The following is a 20,577-nucleotide window of genomic DNA, read 5'->3' as shown; positions in this document are numbered from 1 at the left end:
AGCTGTGGTGAGGGGGGACGCATGGGGGCATCCGACGGGAGTGGCGATGCGGTGCGGGTCGCGGCCATCGCCAGCCTGATCCCGCTGGAGGAGCTGGACGCCGACCCCTTCCTGGTCGACTCGCGCAGCCAGCACGCCATGTGCGCACGCTGGGCCGCCGAGCGCGGCTATGTGGTCACCCGCGAGCTGCTGGTCCACTCGGTCCGCCCCGACCACGAGGTGCTGTGGGCGGATGTCGACGCGGGCCTCGTCGACGTCTTCGTCGCACCCTGCGAGCGGGTCCTGCGGGCGGCGCTGCGCTCGGTGGACGCGTTCTCCGCGGAGTGCGAGCGACGGGGCGTGCGCCTGGAGACGGCGGGCCTGGCGGAACCGTCGTACGACGCGAAGATGAAGGCCCGCGTCCACCGCCGCCTCTCGATGCCCACGGCGGGCTACGACGGCTGCTGACGCCTCGGGCCTCCGCCCCGGACCCCGCTGCTCAATCGCCGCAGGGGCTTGATCTATCAAGCCCCGCCGGCGATTGAGGCGCGGGGTCCGGGGCGGAGCCCCGTGGGCGTAACACCGGGTAGCCCCAAAAGGTATGAAACCCTGACCCCACGTGACCAATGAGGGGAGCCGAGACGTGGCCGGAGGCCGGTGGTGGAGGCGGGCCGGAAGCACGGCCTGGCGATCGGTCACCGTGTGGGCCGCCTGCACCCTCACGATGATGATCCTCGCCGGGCTGCTGCCGGACTTCCAGCTGAAGTCCGACGACGGCGACAGCATGACCCGCGTCGCCGTCACCGCCGCCCTCGGCGCCGCCGCCTTCGCCCTGCTCTCGGCCCTCGTCTGGCCGATCCTGGTGCGCGCGCTGCTCCTCGTCCCCGCGCTCGTCCTCGGCCTCTTCGTGTTCGTGCTCAACGGCGCTCTGCTGCTCATCGCGCTGCACCTCATCCCGGACGGCAGGGGAGAGGCGAACCTCGAGACCGCGGTCGTCGTGGCCGCGGTGATGTCGGCGATCGCCTCGGCGACCGGCGGTGCGCTCGCCGTCCGGGACGACGACGCGTACCGCAGGCGGCTGTACCGGCTCGCCGACCGCAGGCGCCGCCGCGGCATCGAAGCCGCCGCCAGCTGCCCGCCCACCTCCGGCACCGTCTTCCTCCAGCTCGACGGCGTGGGGCACGAGGTGCTGCGCCGCGCCGTGCGCGACGACGTGATGCCGACGGTCGGCGAATGGCTGAGCGACGGCAGCCACCGCCTCACTCCCTGGCGCACCGACTGGTCGAGCCAGACCGGCGCCAGCCAGCTCGGCATCCTGCACGGGTCCAATCACGACATCCCGGCCTTCCGCTGGTACGAGAAGGACACCGGCGAGACCCAGGTGTCCAACCGGCCCACCAGCGCCGCCGAACTCCAGCGCCGCGCCGTCGCGCACACCGGCGACGGCGGACTGCTCACCGTCGACGGCGCGAGCCGCGGCAACCTGTTCAGCGGCGGCGCGGGTCAGGTCGCGCTCGTACTCTCCGTCGCCGCCCGGCGCGGCAAGGAGAACCGCTCACGGGCCGGGTACTTCGCCTACTTCTCCGACCCCGCGAACGCCGTGCGCACCGTCCTGTCGTTCTTCGCCGAGGTCGGCCGCGAGATCGGCCAGTCCACGCGCTCCCGCCTGCGCAAGGAGCGGCCGCGGATCGGGCGCGGCGGCCTGTACCCGTTCATCCGCGCGTTCGCGACCGTCGTCGAGCGGGACGTCGTCGTCGCGGCCGTCATCGGCGACATGCTCGCGGGCCGCAGCGCCGTCTACGCCGACCTCGTCGCCTACGACGAGGTGGCGCACCACTCGGGCCCCTTCGGCCGCGACGCGCAGAAGGTCCTCGAACGGCTCGACCGCTCGCTCGCGCTGCTCGTCAAGGTCGCCGAGCACGCCCCGCGCCCGTACCGCATCGTCGTCCTGTCCGACCACGGCCAGAGCCCCGGCGAAACGTTCCGCGGCCGCTACGGGCTCACCCTCCAGGACCTCGTGCGCGCGGGCTGCGGGCTGCCGGTCTCGCGCCGGGTCGGCCGCACCCGCAGCGGCGCCGAGGCCCGCGCCGCCGTCCGGGCCGCGCTGCACCGGCCCGTCGAGGAGGCCGCAGGCAAGGGCCGCCGCAGCGAACCCATCGTGCTGGCCTCCGGCAACCTCGGCCTCGTCTCCTTCCCGGACGTCCCGCACCGGATGACCCGCGAGGAGATCGACGACCGCAACCCGGCCCTGCTGCCGACCCTCGCCAACCACCCCGGCATCGGCTTCCTCCTCGTCCGCAGCGAGGAGCACGGCGCGGTCGTGCTCGGGGCGCAGGGCGCGCAGGTGCCGATTGCCGAGCTGGCCGACGGCGAAGGCCCGCTCGCCGACTTCGGCCCCGGCGCCGCCGACGCCGTGCGCCGCACCGACTCCTTCCCGCACACCGCCGACATCATGGTCAACTCCATGTACGACCCGGTGGACGGCGAGGTCCACGCCTTCGAGGAACAGATCGGCTCGCACGGCGGGCTCGGCGGCGCACAGAGCCGCCCGTTCCTGCTGTCGCCCGCCGAGCTGTCCGAGCCCGTGCCGGAGGGCGAGGCCCTGGTCGGCGCCGAGCAGGTGCACCAGGTGCTGCGCCGCTGGCTGACCGAGGGGAACGGACCGCAGGTCCCGGTGACCGCCGCGCCGCTGCCCCTGGACCGACCTGCGGCGAAGCCCCTGGAGCAGCCCGTGGAGAATTCCCTCCGGCGTGCCCCCGGCAGTGCATCTTTTACGGCCACGCCCCCTGAGTCGCAGGACAATTCGGCCTGATTTGGAGCGGGGTGGGGGCTCACCGGACCATGGGCCCCGCCATCCGGCGATCCCGCGGTGGCCCAGCACAATCGAGAGGCACTTCCCCCCATGCTCGACACCGGGACTGCCCCCGCTCCCGAGACGGCCCCGGCAGCGGACGACGACCAGAACCAGAGCAGCAAGCACGCCCGCAGGTTCGGTCTCCCCATCGCCACGGCCCTCGTCATGGGCAACATCATCGGCGGCGGCATCTTCCTGCTGCCCGCGTCCGTGGCCCCGTACGGCACGATCTCGCTGGTCGCCTTCGGCGTCCTGACGGTCGGCGCCATCGCCCTCGCGCTCGTCTTCGGACGGCTCGCCAAGCGGCATCCACAGACCGGCGGACCCTATGTGTACGCCCGCGAGGCCTTCGGCGACTTCGCCGGGTTCCTCGCAGCGTGGAGCTACTGGATCACCTCGTGGGTGTCGAACGCGGCGCTCGCCGTCGCCGCCGTCGGCTACCTGAATGTGCTCCTGCCGATCCACGGTTCGACGTTCTGGACGATCGTCGCGGCGCTCGCCTGCCAGTGGCTGCCCGCGCTCGCCAACCTCGCCGGCACCCGCTACGTCGGCGCCGTCCAGCTGATCTCCACCGTCCTGAAGTTCGCGCCGCTGGTGCTCGTCGCGATCGGCGGCCTGTTCTTCTTCGACGCCGACAACCTCGGCCCGTTCCAGGCCGGCGGGGACTCCCCGGTCGGCGCGGTCTCGGCGTCCGCCGCGATCCTGCTCTTCAGCTACCTGGGCGTCGAGTCCGCCTCCATGAGCGCGGGCGAGGTCCGCGACCCGGAGCGCAACGTCGGCCGGGCCACGGTCCTCGGCACCGGACTCGCCGCACTGGTCTACCTGCTGTGCACGGTCTCCGTCTTCGGCACCGTCGCCCACGACAAGCTGGTGGAATCCACCGCGCCGATGACCGACTCCGTCAACGTGATGTTCGGCGGTACGTGGGGCGGCACGGCCGTCGCGATCGCCGCGGTCGTCTCGATCCTCGGCGCGCTCAACGGCTGGACGCTGCTCTCCGCGCAGGCGCCGTACGCCCCCGCGAAGGACGGGCTGTTCCCCGCCGCGTTCGCCCGCAAGAAGCGCGGCGTCCCGACGTTCGGCGTGCTCGTCGGCGTCGTCCTCGCCTCACTCCTGACCATCTGGAACTACACAGCCGGCTCGGGCGGCGTCTTCGAGAGCCTCGTGCTCATCACGACGTTCACGGCGACGGTCCCCTACCTCCTCGCCACCGCCGCGCAGATCTACTTCCTGCTGTCGGGCCAGGGCCACCGGGTGAACAAGGGCCGCCTCACGCGCGACATGATCCTCGCGCTCGCCGCGTTCGGCTTCTCGATGTGGCTGGTGGGCGGCGCCGGATACGCGGCCGTCTACCAGGGCGTCGTCTTCCTGTTCGTCGGTGTCCTCGTCTACGCGTGGATGGCGGCCCGCAAGAAGCGGACCGCCACCCACTGACCCGACCCCCGTCGGTCACCTGGCGAGGGGTGCGCTCACCCACCGCAGTTTCTTGAACATGCTGTCCCGCGAGCCGATCTCGATCAGCTTGCGGGCTGCCGGGTACGCCTCGTTGCCCTCGATCTCGTAACCGACCTCGAGGGAACCGGGTACGTCCCTGATCTCCAGCTGCGCCTCGATGTCGGCCGCCGACCGTTCGCTGTCGGCGGCCATCGCCGCCAGATGGCCGATGCGCCGCTGCTGCGCCTCGTCCAGGGCCTGCCGCGGGTCCCGCGCACCGGGCGAGGGCAGCGCCTCCCGGCCCTTGCCGGACGGCGGCGCGACCGCCGAAGCGGGCGTGCGCGTCTCGCCGGTGGGCCGGCGCGTCGACAGGGTCGCCTGGACGACGGTGCCGTCGTTGTCGAGCGCGACCCGGAACTCGCCGCGGCCCGGAGTGATCACCGGTACTCCGTCGAAGGCCTGCCGGAACGTGACGTGCGTCTGCAGCGACACCGGCTCACCGATCTGCGAGCCGTCCTTCCTGCCGCTGTTCTGCATCAGGTCGTGCACACCGTCCACGACCAGCTCGACGCCCTCCGCGTGCTCCCGCGCGAACTGCTGCGCGAGCTCCACCGCGCGCTGCGTCGGAAGCTGCCGCGTGTTGCGGTGGTTGGCCTCGGCGAGCTTCACCCAGCGCACCGCCTGCGGCGCCGTCGACACGAACCGGTCGCCCGAGCTCGCGCTGAGCACGCCCTGCCGCTCCACCTGCACGTCCTGCAACGCCGCCGACGGGAAGTGCGCGAGGCGGCCGAGCGTCGTCAGCTCCTCGCTCGGGTCGCGCGGCGCGAGCTGCACGATCTGCGGGGGCTGCGGCGCCTGCGTCAGCGGGTCGCGCAGGCCCTCGCGCGCGTAGTACCAGCGCCAGGCGTACCAGTCGTCGGGCACGTGGTCCCGGTAGAAGTTGCGCTCGGAGTTCAGCCGGTTCTGCGCCTCCGCCTGTGTGGCGCCCGTGGCGGCGACCGACGGCGCCTGACCGTGGTAGATGTCCCAGCTGGCGTTCAGCCAGGCATCGCAGAACGTCTGCCCGGCCCGCCACTTCTCCCAGAACTTCTTGCCGTAGTCCGGACTGTCGATGCTCGTCGTCTCGAACCCGAAGATCATCCGGGAGCCCAGGTTCGGTCCCGCCCACGTGCGTACGGGGGAGTGCCCGTCGAGGACGCGCAGCGAGTTGCACGTCGACCAGAAGACGTAGTTGGCCTTCTCGTTGCCGAACGCCATCCGGTTGGACACCGCGTCCGAGCGGTTGTCCCACTTCGCGCCGAGCGGTGCGAAGAACACCCCGTTGCCGTCCATGCCGCCGTGGCCCGAGTGGTAGACGGCGACGACGGCGTCCACGCCGTACCGGTCCTGCCAGTTGTCGTACGTCTCCTCGTACGCCCACACCTGTACGCCGTTGTCGGCGAACCAGAAGTTGCGGTCGTAGAACTGCTGCAGGTACGCGAGCCAGCCGGTCGCGTCCTCGTGGGTGTGCGAGAGCGGGTTCTGGTTGACGAACTTCTGGATGCTGAACGCACCCCACCAGCCGAACGTCGAGTCCCGGTCGGTCGCTCCCGGTTTGCCGGTCTCCAGTGGTGACGGACCTCGGTCCGCGTAGCTCATGCGCATGGTGTGAACCCCCTGCGGTTCCCCCTGAAGCCCCCTGGCGGGAGGCCCCAAAATGTCACCCCCGTGCCGCCTTGCCCAGCGCCTATTCCGGCCACTTACCAGCCTCGCCGCTCACCAGCCAAGCCCCGCCGGCGATTGAGGCGCGGGGTCCGGGGCAGAGCCCCGCGACCGCACCCCCGGCCCCCGCATACGAGACCCGCCACCCCGGATGTGGTCGGATGGAACGGCACACGTACACCTACCTCCCGGAAAGGACCCCCCGTGGCAACGACCCGCTCCGCACACACCGTGTGGGAAGGCAACCTGTTCGAGGGCAACGGCACCGTCACCTTCGACTCGTCCGGCATCGGGCAGCAGCCGGTGTCCTGGCCGTCCCGCGCAGAGGAGGCGAACGGCAAGACCAGCCCGGAGGAGCTGATCGCCGCCGCGCACTCCTCGTGCTTCTCCATGGCGCTCTCCAACGGACTGACCGGCGCGGGCACCCCGCCCACCAAGCTGGTGACCTCGGCGGACGTGACGTTCCAGCCGGGCGAGGGCATCACCGGCATCCACCTCACCGTCGAGGGCTCGGTGTCCGGCCTCGACGAACAGGGCTTCCAGGCGGCCGCCGAGGACGCCAAGAAGAACTGCCCCGTGAGCCAGGCGCTCACCGGCACGACGATCACCCTCACGGCCAAGCTCGCGGGCTGAGCGTTCGCGCCCTTGACGTAGGCCCGCTCACGCCCTGTGCTGGATCCGGACGTGAGCGGGCCTACGCAGGAAATGGGGACGCGTCATGGGGCGTGCGGTAGGGATCGATCTCGGTACGACGAACTCGGTGGTGGCCGTCCTGGAGGGCGGTGAACCCACCGTCATCGCCAACGCGGAGGGTGCGCGCACCACCCCGTCCATCGTCGCCTTCGCCAGGACGTCCAGCGCCGAGGTGCTCGTCGGCGAGGTCGCCAAGCGGCAGGCCGTGACGAACGTCGAGCGCACCGCGCGCTCCGTCAAGCGGCACATGGGGGACGGAAGTTGGCGCTTCCCCGAGAGCGGGGACATCGACGGGCGCCGCTACAGCGCCCAGGAGCTCTCCGCCCGCGTCCTGCAGAAGCTCAAGCGCGACGCCGAGTCCTACCTCGGCGAGGACGTCACCGACGCCGTCGTCACGGTGCCCGCCTACTTCGACGACGCGCAGCGCCAGGCGACCAAGGAGGCCGGCGAGATCGCGGGCCTGAAGGTGCTGCGCATCGTCAACGAACCGACCGCCGCCGCCCTCGCGTACGGGCTCGACAAGGGCGAGGAGCAGACGGTCCTCGTCTTCGACCTCGGCGGCGGCACCTTCGACGTCTCGCTCCTGGAGATGGGCGAGGGCGTCATCGAGGTCAAGGCCACCAACGGCGACACCAAACTCGGCGGCGACGACTGGGACCAGCGGATCGTCGACCACCTCGTGCAGCAGTTCAAGAACGCCCACGGCATCGATCTCGCCGGGGACAAGATGGCCGTGCAGCGACTGCGCGAGGGTGCGGAAAAAGCCAAGATCGAGCTGTCCTCGTCCAGCGAGACCAGCGTGAACCTGCCGTACATCACGGCCTCCGCCGCGGGCCCCCTGCACCTCGACGAGAAGCTGACGCGCGCCCAGTTCCAGGAGCTCACGGGCGATCTGCTCGACCGCTGCAAGAAGCCGTTCCACCAGGCCGTCCAGGACGCGGGCGTCGAGCTGAAGGACATCGACCACGTGATCCTGGTCGGCGGGTCGACACGGATGCCGGCCGTCACCGACCTCGTCAAGGAACTCACGGGCAAGGACCCGCACAAGGGCGTCAACCCCGACGAGGTCGTCGCCGTCGGCGCCACCTATCAGGCCGGTGTGATCCGCGGCGACGTGAAGGACGTGCTGCTGCTCGACGTCACCCCGCTCTCCCTGGGCATCGAGACCAAGGGCGGCGTGATGACCAAGCTCATCGAGCGCAACACGACCATTCCCACACGCCGTTCGGAGATCTTCACGACGGCCGCCGACAACCAGCCATCCGTCGGCATCCAGGTCTTCCAGGGCGAGCGGGAGATCGCCGCGTACAACAAGAAGCTGGGCGTCTTCGATCTGACGGGGCTGCCCCCGGCGCCGCGCGGCGTGCCGCAGATCGAGGTCACCTTCGACATCGACGCCAACGGGATCATGCACGTCGGCGCCAAGGACCTCGCCACCGGGCGCGAGCAGAAGATGACGGTGACCGGCGGCTCGGCGCTGCCGAAGGACGAGATCGACCGCATGATGCGGGAGGCCGAGGCGCACGCCGAGGAGGACCGCGAGCGGCGGGAGGCGGCCGAGGCCCGCAACGAGGCGGAGCAGCTCGTCTACCAGACGGAGCGGTTCCTGCGCGACAACGAGGAGCGGGTGCCCGCCGGCATCCGCACTGAAGTGGAGGACGCCGTCCGGGAGTTGAAGACCACCCTGGAGTCCAAGGAGGCCGACACGCGGGCGCTGCGCGAGGGCGTCAGGAAGCTGGGCGAGGTCAGCCAGAAGATGGGGCAGGCGATGTACGCGGCGGCGTCCTCGGGCTCGCAGGAGGACACGCCAACCTCGTCGCAGTCCCAGGAGCCGCACGGGGACGACGTGGTGGATGCCGAGATCGTGGACGACGACAACAAGTCCTAGCCCGGACGCGGCGGTTCAGTTCAGGGCCGCCCGCGCCTCGTGCAGGAGCTCCAGCGTGCGCGCCGCTCCGGCCGCCTGCGCCACCAGGTGGTCGAGCACCTCCAGGTGCATGCCCACCTCGTCCCGCGCGTCCAGGTACAGGGCCCCGGTGACGTACTCGCTGTAGACCATGTCGGGCAGCTCCCTGACCGGGAACCGGAACAGGGTGAACGGGCCGAACGTGCCGGGGTGCGGCCCCGAGTCGAACTCGGCTATCTGGAGTGTCACATTGGGGCGCTCCGCGGCCTCGATGAGCCGGTCCAGCTGTCCGCGCAGCACGCCGGGCCCGCCGGGCGGGCGCCGCAGCACCGTCTCGTCCATGACGGCCCACAGGTGCGGCGAGTCCTCCCGGTCGAGCAGTGACTGGCGGGCCATCCGCAGATCGATGTGCCGGTCGACCTCGTCGGGCCGGGAGCGGCCGACCGTGCCGGCGTCGAAGACGGCCCGCGCGTACGCCTCGGTCTGCAACAGGCCGGGCACGAAGTGCGGTTCGTAGGCGCGGATCATGGAGGCCGCGCCCTCCAGGCTGACGTACAGGCTGAACCAGTCGGGCAGCACGTCGTGGAACCGCTGCCACCAGCCCGGCAGGTTCGCCTCCTCGGCGAGCGCCACGAAGGCCTCTATCTCCCGCTCGGGCACCTCGTACAGCTCAAGGAGCATCTGCACGTAGGGGATCTTGAGCGCGACCTCGGCGGTCTCCATCCGGCGGATCGTCGCCCCGGCGACGCGCAGCGGCCGGGCCGCCTCCTCGCGCTTGAGCCCGCGGGCCTCGCGGAGTTCGCGCAGGCGGCGGCCGAGGACGACCTGGCCCACGGTGGGGGCGGGCCGACGTTCACTCACCTTGCTGCGTCCCCCCAGGAGTTAGGAGCCGGTGCGCTCCCACCCCCGACGCTCCGGCCGTGCGCCGATGCGCCGCGGGTCGCGGCTGCGGTAGACGACGTACGGACGGAACAGGTACTGCACCGGCGCGCTGAACATGTGCACGAGCCGGGTGAACGGTACCAGCGCAATCAGTAGCATGCCCACTACCGCGTGAATCTGGTAGAGCACGGGCACCCCGTTCATCAGCGCCACGTCGGGGCTCAGCGTGAACAGGCTGCGCGACCACGGCGCGATGGTCTGCCGGTAGTCGTAGCCGGTGCCGCTGGAGTGGGTGAGCTTGGCGACCATGCCGAGGACGAGGGCGCCGAGCAGGAACACGTACATGGCCTTGTCGTTGCGCGTCGTGGCGAGCAGCACCGGTGCCTTGGTGCGCCGCCGGTAGACCAGCATCGCGATGCCGGCCACCGCGAGGACGCCCGCGAAGGTGCCGCCGATCAGCGAGAACATGTGGTACGTGTGCTCGCTGATGCCGACCTTCTCGGTCCACGACTCCGGGATGAACAGGCCGACGATGTGGCCCACGAGGACGAACAGGATCCCGTAGTGGAAGACGGGCGACGCGATGTTGAGCAGCTTCGACTCGTAGACCTGCGAAGAGCGCGTCGTCCAGCCGAACTTGTCGTAGCGGTAGCGCCAGATCGTGCCTCCGACCAGCAGGACGAACGCTACATAGGGCAGGACGCCCCAGATCGCCGTGTTCACCGGGCGTGCTCCGTTTCCAGGAGAGGGAGGAGGGCGAAGGGTTCGAGTCCGACGTCCTCGCGGGGCGGCCCGGACCGGGCGAGCGCCTGCGCCTCGGCCCGGTCCTTGGGCGACGGCCCCGGCAGCGCGGCGCACACCGCGTTGAGGACGGTGGCGTACGGGGTGCCGTGGTCGGTGAGGGCGAACCGCAGCAGTTCGAGGCCCGCGCGGTGCTCCTCCAGGAGAAACGGTCCGGCCTGCGCGGAGAATTCGAGGACGGCGGGCAGGAAGTCGGGGAGTTCCTCGCCGGTGAACTCCATGCCGTGTTCCCGGTAGGCCTCCTTCATGCGCACCAGCGACATCCCGCGCCGCCGGGTGTCGCCGTCGCGCCACCACGTCAGGTACAGGCTGTGCCGGTTCTTGAAGTCGAAGACCTGGACGTAGTGCTCGGCCAGTTCCTGCATCGGCGTGGCCTCGGCGTGCTCGACGAAGGGGGCGAGCGGCGGGGCGGCCGCCCGGATCAGCGGAAGCCGCTGGTAGAACTCCTCGTCGGGGTACGTGAGACAGAGCGCGGACGCCTGGAAGAGGAGGGCGGTCCGGTCGGTCATCAGCTGTCCTCCTTGTCGACACTGTCTGCGGTTTGCCGTTCCTTGCTGAGCTGGAAGTTCTCGACGGAGACGACGGGCAGCAGCTTCCGGCCGTCGGCGACGGTCGCACCGGAGTCGGCGCCGAAGGGGCCCTCGCCGCCCATGCCGGGCCCGCCCTCGTGGTCGAGCGAGCAGGTGTCGGACGGCAGCGCCGACTCCTCCAGGCGCTCCGCGTCGCCGATCGCCGCGGTCGGGATCACGTACCGGTCCTCGTACTTGGCGATGGCGAGCAGCCGGTACATCTCCTCGATCTCGTACGGCGACATGCCGATCGACTCGGCGATCGAACTGTCGGGGAGATCACCGAGGTTGATGGCCCGCATGTGCGAGCGCATCGCCGCCAGCTTCTCCAGGGAGGCGCGTACGGGCTTGGTGTCGCCCGCCGTGAAGATCTCCGCCAGGTACTCGAGCGGGATGCGCAGCGCGTCGATCGCGCCGAACAGGTTCCCGTGGTCCTCGCCGTCGTGCCCGGTCTCGGTGAGCGCGTCGACGACGGGGGAGAGCGGCGGGATGTACCAGACCATCGGCATCGTCCGGTACTCCGGGTGCAGCGGAAGCGCCACCTTGTACTTGCTGATGAGCGCGTGCACGGGGGAGCGGCGCGCCGCCTCCATCCAGTCGTACGGGATCCCCGCCTCCTCGGCGGCCCGCTGCACCGCGGGATCCTCCGGGTCGAGGAAGATGCCCAGCTGCTCCTCGTACAGGTCGTGTTCATTGGGCGATGAGGCGGCCTCGGTGACCTTGTCGGCGTCGTAGAGGATCACGCCGAGATAGCGCAGGCGCCCCACGCAGGTCTCGGAGCAGACCGTCGGCAGGCCCACCTCCAGGCGCGGGTAGCAGAGCGTGCACTTCTCGGCCTTGCCGGTGCGGTGGTTGAAGTACACCTTCTTGTACGGGCAACCGGTCACGCACATCCGCCAGCCGCGGCAGGAGTCCTGGTCGACGAGGACGATGCCGTCCTCCACCCGCTTGTACATCGCGCCCGAGGGGCAGGACGAGACGCACGACGGGTTGAGGCAGTGCTCGCAGATCCGCGGCAGATAGAACATGAAGGTCTGCTCGAACTGGAACTTGACCTTCTCCGCGGCCTGTTCGCGGGTCTTCTCCACCATCGGGTCGAGATCGCCGTACTCGGTCGCGCCGCCCAGGTTGTCGTCCCAGTTCGAGGACCACTCGATCTTCATCGGCTTGCCGCTGATGAGGGAGCGGGGCTCCGCCACCGGGTAGTCGTCGCCCAGCGGCGCGTTGGTGAGGTTCTTGTAGTCGTACGTCCAGGGCTCGTAGTAGTCCTTGATCTCCGGCAGCTTCGGGTTGGAGAAGATGCCGAGGAGCTTCTTGAACCGGCCGCCGCCCTTCAGCTTCAGGGCGCCCTTCTTGTTCAGCTCCCAGCCGCCGCGCCACTTCTCCTGGTCCTCGTAGCGGCGCGGATAGCCCTGGCCGGGCCGGGTCTCGACGTTGTTGAACCAGACGTACTCCATGCCGTTGCGGTTGGTCCACGCCTGCTTGCAGGTGACCGAGCAGGTGTGGCAGCCGATGCACTTGTCGAGGTTCATGACCATCGCGACCTGAGCCATGATGCGCATCAGTACTGGACCTCCTGGGAGCGGCGGCGGATGACCGTGACCTCGTCGCGCTGGTTGCCCGTCGGGCCGAGGTAGTTGAACGCCCAGCTCAACTGGGCGTAGCCGCCGATGAGATGGGACGGCTTGAGGATCAGTCGGGTGAGCGAGTTGTGGATGCCGCCGCGCCTGCCGCTGGTCTCCGCCTTGGGCACGTTGACGGTGCGTTCCTGCGCGTGGTGCATGTAGACCGTGCCGGCCGGCATGCGGTGGGAGACGACCGCGCGGGCGACGACGACGCCGTTGCGGTTCACGGCCTCGATCCAGTCGTTGTCCTTGACGCCGATCGACTCGGCGTCCTGCGGGGACATCCAGATCGACTGGCCGCCGCGGGACAGCGCCAGCATGAACAGGTTGTCCTGGTACTCGGAGTGGATGGACCACTTGTTGTGCGGGGTGAGGTAGCGGACCGTCACCTCCTTCTCCCCGTCCGGGCCGAGCCGTGGCTCGCCGAACAGCCGGTTCATGTCGAGCGGCGGCCGGTAGACGGGCATCGCCTCGCCCAGCTCGTGCATCCAGTCGTGGTCGATGAAGAAGTGCTGGCGGCCCGTGAGGGTGTGCCAGGGCTTGAGGTGCTCGGTGTTGAGCGTGAACGCCGTGTACCGGCGCCCGCCCGACTCGCTGCCCGACCACTCCGGCGAGGTGATCACCGGTACGGGAGCGGCCTGCGTGTCCGCGTACGTGACGCGCTTGCCCTCGTGCTCGGAGGCGAGGTGGGCCATCTCCTGCCCCGTACGCGCCTCAAGGGTGTGGAAGCCCTGCGTGGCGAGGCGGCCGTTGGTGGTGCCGGACAGGGCGAGGATGGTGTTCGCCGCCTTGACCGCCGTGTCCAGGGACGGGCGGCCGTCGGCGGGGCCGCCGCGCACCGTGCCGTTGCGCTCGCGCAGCTCCGTGACCTCCTGGTCGGGCTTGAGCGCGATGCCCTTGGCGGGCAGCCCCTGCTGTTCCACCAGCGGGCCGAGCGCGGTGAACTTGGCGCCGATCGCCGTGTAGTCCCGCTCGACCACCACCAGATTCGGCAGCGTCTTGCCCGGCACCGGCTCGCACTGGCCCTTGCGCCAGTCCAGGACGACACCGCCGGGCTGCGCGATCTCACCGGGCGTGTCGTGCTGGAGCGGCGCCGCCACCAGGTCCTTGCGGACACCCAGGTGCTGCGCGGACAGCTCGCTCAGCTTGTGGGCGATCGCCTTGAACGTGTCGAAGTCGCTGCGCGCCTGCCACGGCGGGTCCACGGCCGGGGTGAAGGAGTGCACGTAGGGGTGCATGTCCGTGGAGGCGATGTCGTGCTTCTCGTACCAGGTCGCCGCGGGCAGCACCACGTCCGAGAGCAGCGTCGAGGACGTCTGCCGGAAGTCGAGGGAGGTGAGCAGGTCGATCTTGCCCTCGGGCGCCTCGTCGTGCCAGGTCACCGTCGTGGGGCGCTCGTCGGGGGAGGCCTCCTCGGCGCGCAGCGAGGAGTGCGTGCCCAGCAGGTGCTTGGTGAAGTACTCGGCGCCCTTCGCGGACGAGCCGAGCAGGTTCGCCCGCCACAGCGTCATCACGCGCGGCCAGTTCTCCGGCGCGTCCGGATCCTCGCAGGCGAACTTCAGGGTGCCCGCCTTCAGCTCGGCGACCGTGTTCTCAACGGTCTGCTCGCCGAGCGCCAGCGAACTGCGGTCGAACGTCGGATACGAGGGCATCCAGCCCGAACGCGCCGACAGCGCGAGCACGTCGGCGCCCGTCATGCCCTCGAAGGCGCCCTTGCCGAGCGGCGAAGCGAGCACGTCCGCGCTGAACCGGTCGTAGCGCCACTGGTCGGTGTTGAGGAAGAAGAAGCCCGTCCCGATCATCTGCCGGGGCGGCCGCGACCAGTCGTTGGCGGAGGCCAGCGAGGCCCAGCCGGTGGCCGGACGGCACTTCTCCTGGCCCACGTAGTGCGCCCAGCCGCCGCCGTTCCTGCCCTGGCAGCCGGTGAGCTGCAGCAGCGAAAGGAAGCCCCGGTAGGTGGTCTCGGAGTGGAACCAGTGGTTCGTGCCGGCGCCCATCAGGATCATGCAGCGCCCGCGCGACTTCTCGGCGGTCTTCGCGAACTCGCGCGCGATCTTGACGCACTTGGCGGCGGGCACCGAGGTGTGGATCTCCTGCCAGGCCGGGGTGCCGGGCGTCTCCGCGTCGTCGTACGAGGTGGGCCACTGTCCTGGAAGGCCCTCGCGGCCGACGCCGTACTGCGCGAGCAGCAGGTCGAACACGGTCGTCACCAGCGGCCCGCTCTGCCCGCCGAGCCGGGTCGCCGGCACGCCGCGCCGCACGATCTCGCCGCGGCCCTGACCGTGCGTGCCGCCGTCGGTGTCGAAACGGGGCAGCAGCACTTCCACCCCGCCCGCCACATCGGAGCCGTGCAGGCTCAACTTCGGCTGGATGTTGCCCAGTTCGAGGTTCCACTTGCCCTTGCCGGACTCGGTCCAGCGAAAGCCCAGGGAGCCGTTCGGGACGACCGGCTGCCCCGTCGTCTCGTCGAGCACCGCGGTCTTCCACTCGGCGCCCTCGCCGCCCTGGCCGAGATCGGTGGCACGCAGGAACTTCGACGGCACGTACGCGCCGTCCCGCTCCTCAAGCGTCACCAGGAACGGCAGGTCGGTGAACTTCTTGACGTAGTCCGTGAAGAACGGCGTCTGCCGGTCGACGAAGAACTCCTTGAGGATCACGTGCCCCATGGAGAGGGCGAGCGCGCCGTCGGTCCCCGGGTGCGGATGCAGCCACTCGTCGGCGAACTTCGCGTTGTCCGCGTAGTCGGGCGCGACGACCACGACCTTCTGGCCGCGGTAACGCGCCTCGGCCATCCAGTGCGCGTCGGGCGTCCTCGTCACCGGGACGTTCGACCCCCACATCATCAGATACGCGGCGTCCCACCAGTCACCCGACTCCGGGACGTCGGTCTGGTCGCCGAACACCTGCGGCGAGGCCACCGGCAGGTCCGCGTACCAGTCGTAGAACGACAGCATCGGGGCGCCGATCAGCGAGTGGAACCGGGCCCCCGCCGCGTGCGACACCATCGACATCGCGGGAATGGGGGAGAAGCCGGCGATCCGGTCGGGCCCGTACGTCTTGATGGTGTGCACGTGCGCCGCGGCGACGATCTCCACGGCCTCGTCCCAGGTGGCGCGCACCAGACCGCCCTTGCCGCGGGCCTGCTGGTACCGGCGGCGCCGCTCCGGGTCGGCCTGGATGTCGGCCCACGCGAGCACCGGGTCGTGCAGCCGTGACTTCGCCTCGCGGTACATCTCGACAAGCACGCCCCTGATGTACGGGTAGCGCACACGGGTGGGCGAGTACGTGTACCAGGAGAACGCGGCGCCGCGTGGGCAGCCGCGTGGCTCGTACTCCGGACGGTCGGGACCCACGCTCGGATAGTCCGTCTGCTGGGTCTCCCAGGTGATGATGCCGTCCTTGACATACACCTTCCACCGGCACGAGCCGGTGCAGTTCACGCCGTGCGTGGAGTTCACGACCTTGTCGTGGCTCCAGCGGTCCCGATAGAAGACGTCCCCGTCCCGGCCGCCCTTGATCTGCACGCTGTGCAGGTCCGGCGCGGCCGTCCCCCGCCGGAAGAACCGCCCCGCGCGCAGCAGCGCGGCGTCCGGCTCGGTCAGGGTGCGCGTCGTGTCCGTCACCGTTAGCTCCCTCGATATCCCGTTCTGGGCACGCTAATGGCGTTGTGTCCGGGGCACACCTCGGCCGGGACCGTACGAGTCGGACGGTGGGGCGCTTCGGCCATTACCCCGGAGGTAATCGACCCGCCACCGGAGCGAGGGCAGGGTGGACGCACCGACCAGCCGACGGAGGGTGATCCCCATGTCCGCCATTTCGCTCGCCACCGCACCGGTACGGGCCCGCACCTGGCTGCGCCGCCTGCTCGCCGCCGACGCGCTGGGCACCGGCGCCAACGGCCTGGCCTACGTCGCCGCCTCGGGCCCCATCGGCCGCTTCCTCGGCATCGACCCCGGGCTGCTGCTCGGCCTCGGCACCGGCCTCGTCGCCTACGCCGCCGGGGTCGGGGCCCTGGCGGCGCGCAGCAGCCCGCCCGCGGCCGGTGTGCGCACCGTGATCGAGGTCAACCTCGCCTGGACGGTGCTCAGCTTCGTCGCCCTGATCGTCTGGCTCGACCCGACCACGGCCGGGATGGCCTACGGATCGCTGCAGGCCGTGGTGGTGGCGGCGTTCGCGGGACTCCAGTACGCCGCGCTGCGCGCTCAGCGCAGCGTCGAATGAAGAAACTTCACCGTCGCCGGGTCGGCCGGAAGCAGTGCCTCCACGGCCAGCTCGGCGACCGTCACGTCCAGCGGCGTGTTGAACGTCGAGATCGACGACACGAACGACAGCACGTGCCCCTCGTACTCGATCACCATCGGCAGCGCGAAATAGGGCAGCGCGGGCGCCTCCCGCTCGGGTCCGGCCCCGGCAGCGTCGGGCGGCAGCGGATACGCGGCCACCTCCTCGTACAGCTCCCGCAGCGGCTGCGAGCCGGTCAGCGAGATCTGCTGCTCCATCTGTGCCAGCAGATGTCCCCGCCACTCGCGCAGATTCCTGATCCGCGGGGCGATGCCCTCCGGGTGCAGGGTGAGCCGCATCGCGTTCAGCGGCTCGGTGAGCAGGTGCTCGGGCACCGCGGACATCAGCATCGCGATGCCGTTGTTCGCCGCGATCACGTTGTACGTCGCGTCGACGACGAACGCCGGATACGGCTCGTAGCCCCGCAGCAGCGTGTCGAGCCCCTCGCGCAGTACGTCCATCGCCGGGTCGTCCAGCGGGGTCCGGGTGAAACGCGGGGCGTAGCCCGCCGCCAGCAGCAGCGCGTTGCGCTCCCGCACGGGGACGTCGAGGTGCTCGGCGAGCCGCAGGACGAACTCCTCGCTGGGGCGCGAGCGGCCCGTCTCCACGAAGCTGATGTGCCGCGCCGAGGAGTTCGCCCGCAGCGCGAGCTCCAGCTGGCTGACCCGCCGCCGCTCCCGCCAACCGCGCAGCAGGGCCCCCACTTCTGACGTCATGGGAAGACCGTAACCGGATCCGGTGGCACGCTGGAGGCATGCCTACGGAACCGCTCTCCCAGAAGGACATCGAAGACCGCCTCGCCGAACTGCCCGGCTGGTCCGTGGAGGACGACGCGCTCACGCGCACGTATCGCCTGGACACGCACTTCGCGGCGGCGGCGCTGGTCGTGCACATCGCCCAGACCCAGGAGGAGCTGAACCACCACTCGAACCTGACACTCGGCTACAACACGGTGACCCTCGCGGTGAACACCCACGACGCGAACGGCGCCCTGACGGCGAAGGACTTCGGCCTCGCCGAACGCGTCGAAAAACTCGCGCCGTCACATGGGGCGAGCTGAGCAGCGGGCGAATTGAGAGTCGGGCCGTTCAAGCCCCCTGCGGCGATTGATCAGCCGGGTCCGGGGCGGAGCCCCGCGACCCGGGCATGGGCTACAGTCCCCGCGTGCTCGACTACGACCAGGAAGCGCAGCGGTACGACGCGACCCGTGGCGGTGAGCCGCGAGCGCAGGCGGCCGCCGAGGCCGTGCTCACGCTCGTGCCGGAAGGTGCCCGCACCCTCCTCGACCTCGCCTGCGGCACCGGCCTCGTCACCCGCCGCATGACCCGCCCCGGCCTGCGCCCCGTCGGCGTCGACCGCGCCGCGGGCATGCTGCGGGCCTGCGCACCCCGCCTGTCCGGCGCGGCGTTCCAGGCGGACGCCCGTCGGCTGCCCTTCGCGGACGGCACGTTCGACGCGGTCACCGCCGTCTGGCTGCTGCACCTGCTGGACGACGCGGCGCCGGTCGTCGCCGAAGCGGCCCGCGTGCTGCGCCCCGGCGGCGTGTTCGTCACCACGGTCGACAAGGCCGCATCGCACCTCGTCGGCAGCGACATCTGCGAACTCGTGGGCCCGCACGGATCCCGTCGCCCACCCACCGACGCCGCAGCGCTCATCACGGCGTACGCCGCCGAGCACGGCCTGCGCCCGCACGGCTCGGCCACCTTCGTCGGCCACGGCCAGGGCCGCACCCCGGCACGCCTCGCACGGGACGTGCGGGCCGGGCGGACGTATGCGAAGGGCGGCGAGGAACTGGCGTCACGCCTGGAGGCGCTGCCGCGCCAGGAGGCACCACGCCCGGCCCCGACGTACCACGTACTGGCTTTCCTCATGCCCACGCGCTGAGCGGCAACTCATCGGTGGGTGGTGGCAACTGAGTGGGCGTAGGTATCCGCCGACTCACACCCCCGGGAGCCCCGATGCCCCGCACCCGCCGCCACCGCAGACGCCGCCGTCTGCTCCTCGCCGTCACCACGGCCGCCGCCCTCGCCGGGACGGGGCTGACGCTCCTGCCCGGCGAGGACGCCTCCGCCGCCACCGCCCGTCAGGCGGAGAAGCTGGACCGTGGTCTGGTCAGCGTGCACACCGACGCAGGCAACCTGGTCAGCTGGCGGTGGCTCGGAACCGACCCGGACGGTGTGGCGTTCAACGTCTACCGCGCCGGTACGAAGGTGAACTCCTCGCCGATCACCGGGTCCACGAACTACTTCCACGAGGGTGCGCCCAACTCCGCCGACTACACCGTGCGCGCCGTCGTGAACGGCACCGAGCAGGCCGACTCCGCGCACGCGATCCAGTTCCACAGCGGCTACAAGGACGTGCCGATCACGCCCCCGGCCGGCGGCACGACACCCGACGGCGTCGCCTACACCTATGAGGCCAACGACGCCTCCGTCGGCGACCTCGACGGCGACGGTGTCCTCGAATTCGTCCTCAAGTGGCAGCCCACCAACGCCAAGGACAACTCCCAGTCCGGCTACACGGGCAACACGATCGTCGACGCGGTGAAGCTCGACGGCACCCGCCTGTGGCGCGTCGACCTGGGCAGGAACATCCGCTCCGGCGCCCACTACACCCAGTTCCAGGTGTACGACTACGACGGCGACGGCAAGGCCGAGGTCGCCATGAAGACGTCCGACGGGACCAAGGACGGCAAGGGGACCGTCATCGGCAGCTCCTCGGCGGACCACCGCAACTCCAGCGGTTACGTCCTCTCCGGGCCCGAGTACCTCACCATGTTCAACGGGCAGACCGGCGCCGCGATGGGCTCCGTCGACTACGTTCCCGCGCGCGGCACGGTGTCGTCGTGGGGCGACTCGTACGGCAACAGGGTGGACCGCTTCCTGGCCGGTACCGCCTACCTCGACGGAGCCCGCCCCTCCCTCGTCATGGCGCGCGGCTACTACACGCGCAGCGTCATCGCGGCGTGGGACTGGCGCGACGGAAAGTTCACCCGCCGCTGGACCTTCGACACCAACTCCTCCACCAACTCCGGCAAGGGGTACGACGGTCAGGGCAACCACCAGCTGTCCGTCGCGGACGTCGACGGCGACGGCAAGGACGAGATCGTCTACGGCGCGATGGCGGTGGACGACAACGGGTCGGGCCTGTGGACGACGAAGAACGGCCACGGCGACGCCATGCACGTGGGCGACCTCGACCCGTCGCGGCCCGGTCTGGAGGAGTTCAAGGTCGACGAGGACAGTTCGAAGCCTTCCTCATGGATGGCCGACGCCAAGACCGGCAGTGTCATCTGGAAGACGGCGGCCAACGGTGACAACGGGCGTGGTGTGTCCGGTGACATCTGGTCCGGCAGCGCGGGCGCCGAGTCCTGGTCCTCGGCCGAGTCCGGCATCCGTGACCCCAAGGGCACGGTCGTGAACTCGCGCAAGCCGTCCTCCACCAACTTCCTGTCCTGGTGGGACGGTGACACCACCCGCGAACTCCTCGACGGCACCCACATCGACAAGTACGGCACGTCCTCCGACACCCGTCTCCTGACCGCCTCCGGCGTCCACTCCAACAACGGCACGAAGGCCACACCGGCCCTCTCCGGCGACATCCTGGGCGACTGGCGCGAGGAGGTCGTCTGGCCGACGACGAACAACACGGCCCTGCGCATCTACTCGACCCCGGTGGAGACCTCGACCCGCATCACGACCCTCCTCCACGACACCCAGTACCGCACAGCCCTGGCCTGGCAGAACACCGCCTACAACCAGCCCCCGCACCCCAGCTTCTTCCTCGGCGACAAAATGCCGACGGCCCCGCGCCCGACCATCACCACGCCGTAGGGACTCGCTCCGCGGGTAG

The 20,577-nt window shown here is 70.5% G+C and carries 16 protein-coding genes; 9 read left to right on the top strand and 7 right to left on the bottom strand.

What is annotated here, in order from left to right; all coding sequences use genetic code 11:
* Window positions 1-21: 21 nt before the first annotated feature.
* The 3 genes from ACY34M_RS10180 (at window position 22) to ACY34M_RS10170 (ending at window position 4,267) form a co-directional block, all read left to right on the top strand.
* Window positions 22-447, top strand: a complete 426-nt coding sequence (locus ACY34M_RS10180; protein WP_462719279.1) for a hypothetical protein — start codon at window positions 22-24, stop codon at window positions 445-447.
* Between the two features lie 256 nt (window positions 448-703).
* Window positions 704-2,791: an alkaline phosphatase family protein gene (locus ACY34M_RS10175; RefSeq protein ID WP_462719462.1), complete on the top strand. Its 2,088-nt coding sequence runs from the start codon at window positions 704-706 to the stop codon at window positions 2,789-2,791.
* Between the two features lie 90 nt (window positions 2,792-2,881).
* On the top strand, window positions 2,882-4,267 hold the full coding sequence (locus ACY34M_RS10170; protein ID WP_462719278.1) for an amino acid permease: 1,386 nt from the start codon (window positions 2,882-2,884) through the stop codon (window positions 4,265-4,267).
* A 15-nt stretch (window positions 4,268-4,282) separates the two neighbouring features.
* Here ACY34M_RS10170 and ACY34M_RS10165 read toward each other — a convergent pair whose 3' ends face one another.
* Complete coding sequence (locus tag ACY34M_RS10165) at window positions 4,283-5,905, bottom strand: DUF6345 domain-containing protein (RefSeq protein WP_462719277.1); 1,623 nt, start codon at window positions 5,903-5,905, stop codon at window positions 4,283-4,285.
* A gap of 267 nt (window positions 5,906-6,172) precedes the next feature.
* On the opposite strand from ACY34M_RS10165, the gene ACY34M_RS10160 reads away from it, so the two are divergent.
* Both ACY34M_RS10160 and dnaK read left to right on the top strand, forming a co-directional pair.
* Window positions 6,173-6,601, top strand: a complete 429-nt coding sequence (locus tag ACY34M_RS10160; RefSeq protein ID WP_462719276.1) for an OsmC family protein — start codon at window positions 6,173-6,175, stop codon at window positions 6,599-6,601.
* A gap of 85 nt (window positions 6,602-6,686) precedes the next feature.
* Window positions 6,687-8,549, top strand: a complete 1,863-nt coding sequence (dnaK, locus tag ACY34M_RS10155; RefSeq protein WP_462719275.1) for a molecular chaperone DnaK — start codon at window positions 6,687-6,689, stop codon at window positions 8,547-8,549.
* 15 nt (window positions 8,550-8,564) lie between these two features.
* On the opposite strand, the gene ACY34M_RS10150 is transcribed toward dnaK, so the two are convergent.
* From ACY34M_RS10150 to ACY34M_RS10130, 5 genes are read right to left on the bottom strand one after another with little or no spacing between them, the layout of a single operon-like run.
* Window positions 8,565-9,428 carry a DUF5753 domain-containing protein gene (locus ACY34M_RS10150; protein WP_462719274.1) on the bottom strand — a complete coding sequence of 288 codons (864 nt, stop codon included), beginning with the start codon at window positions 9,426-9,428 and terminating at the stop codon, window positions 8,565-8,567.
* Between the two features lie 21 nt (window positions 9,429-9,449).
* Window positions 9,450-10,172 carry a respiratory nitrate reductase subunit gamma gene (gene narI / locus ACY34M_RS10145; protein WP_462719273.1) on the bottom strand — a complete coding sequence of 241 codons (723 nt, stop codon included), beginning with the start codon at window positions 10,170-10,172 and terminating at the stop codon, window positions 9,450-9,452.
* Window positions 10,169-10,759, bottom strand: a complete 591-nt coding sequence (narJ, locus tag ACY34M_RS10140; RefSeq protein WP_462719272.1) for a nitrate reductase molybdenum cofactor assembly chaperone — start codon at window positions 10,757-10,759, stop codon at window positions 10,169-10,171. Before narJ ends, narI begins: the two co-directional genes overlap by 4 nt.
* Window positions 10,759-12,381, bottom strand: a complete 1,623-nt coding sequence (gene narH / locus ACY34M_RS10135; RefSeq protein WP_462719271.1) for a nitrate reductase subunit beta — start codon at window positions 12,379-12,381, stop codon at window positions 10,759-10,761. The genes narJ and narH overlap by 1 nt, the downstream gene beginning before the upstream one ends.
* Window positions 12,381-16,067, bottom strand: coding sequence for a nitrate reductase subunit alpha (locus tag ACY34M_RS10130; RefSeq protein WP_462719270.1), 3,687 nt, complete (start codon window positions 16,065-16,067; stop codon window positions 12,381-12,383). Before ACY34M_RS10130 ends, narH begins: the two co-directional genes overlap by 1 nt.
* Before the next feature lie 181 nt (window positions 16,068-16,248).
* Between ACY34M_RS10130 and ACY34M_RS10125 the strand changes: the two genes are divergently transcribed.
* Complete coding sequence (locus ACY34M_RS10125) at window positions 16,249-16,665, top strand: hypothetical protein (RefSeq protein ID WP_462719269.1); 417 nt, start codon at window positions 16,249-16,251, stop codon at window positions 16,663-16,665.
* On the opposite strand, the gene ACY34M_RS10120 is transcribed toward ACY34M_RS10125, so the two are convergent.
* The gene (locus ACY34M_RS10120; RefSeq protein ID WP_462719268.1) at window positions 16,647-17,441 is read right to left on the bottom strand and encodes a helix-turn-helix domain-containing protein; all 795 of its coding nucleotides are present in this window, start codon (window positions 17,439-17,441) and stop codon (window positions 16,647-16,649) included. The genes ACY34M_RS10125 and ACY34M_RS10120 overlap by 19 nt on opposite strands.
* 38 nt (window positions 17,442-17,479) lie before the next feature.
* Between ACY34M_RS10120 and ACY34M_RS10115 the strand changes: the two genes are divergently transcribed.
* The 3 genes from ACY34M_RS10115 to ACY34M_RS10105 all read left to right on the top strand — a co-directional run bounded on the left by ACY34M_RS10115 (window position 17,480) and on the right by ACY34M_RS10105 (window position 20,558).
* Window positions 17,480-17,785, top strand: a complete 306-nt coding sequence (locus tag ACY34M_RS10115) for a 4a-hydroxytetrahydrobiopterin dehydratase (protein ID WP_462719267.1) — start codon at window positions 17,480-17,482, stop codon at window positions 17,783-17,785.
* A 104-nt stretch (window positions 17,786-17,889) separates the two neighbouring features.
* A complete protein-coding gene (locus ACY34M_RS10110) occupies window positions 17,890-18,609 on the top strand; it encodes a class I SAM-dependent methyltransferase (RefSeq protein ID WP_462719266.1) in 720 nt (239 codons plus the stop codon).
* A 74-nt stretch (window positions 18,610-18,683) separates the two neighbouring features.
* Window positions 18,684-20,558 (top strand): rhamnogalacturonan lyase, encoded by a 1,875-nt coding sequence (locus ACY34M_RS10105; protein WP_462719265.1) that lies wholly within the window; start codon window positions 18,684-18,686, stop codon window positions 20,556-20,558.
* Window positions 20,559-20,577: the final 19 nt, after the last annotated feature.

It is taken from the genome of Streptomyces sp. EDA2-14, from assembly GCF_054963755.1.
Note: the sequence above shows the minus strand (reverse complement) of the source record. Positions and strands in the feature narration are given on the sequence as shown.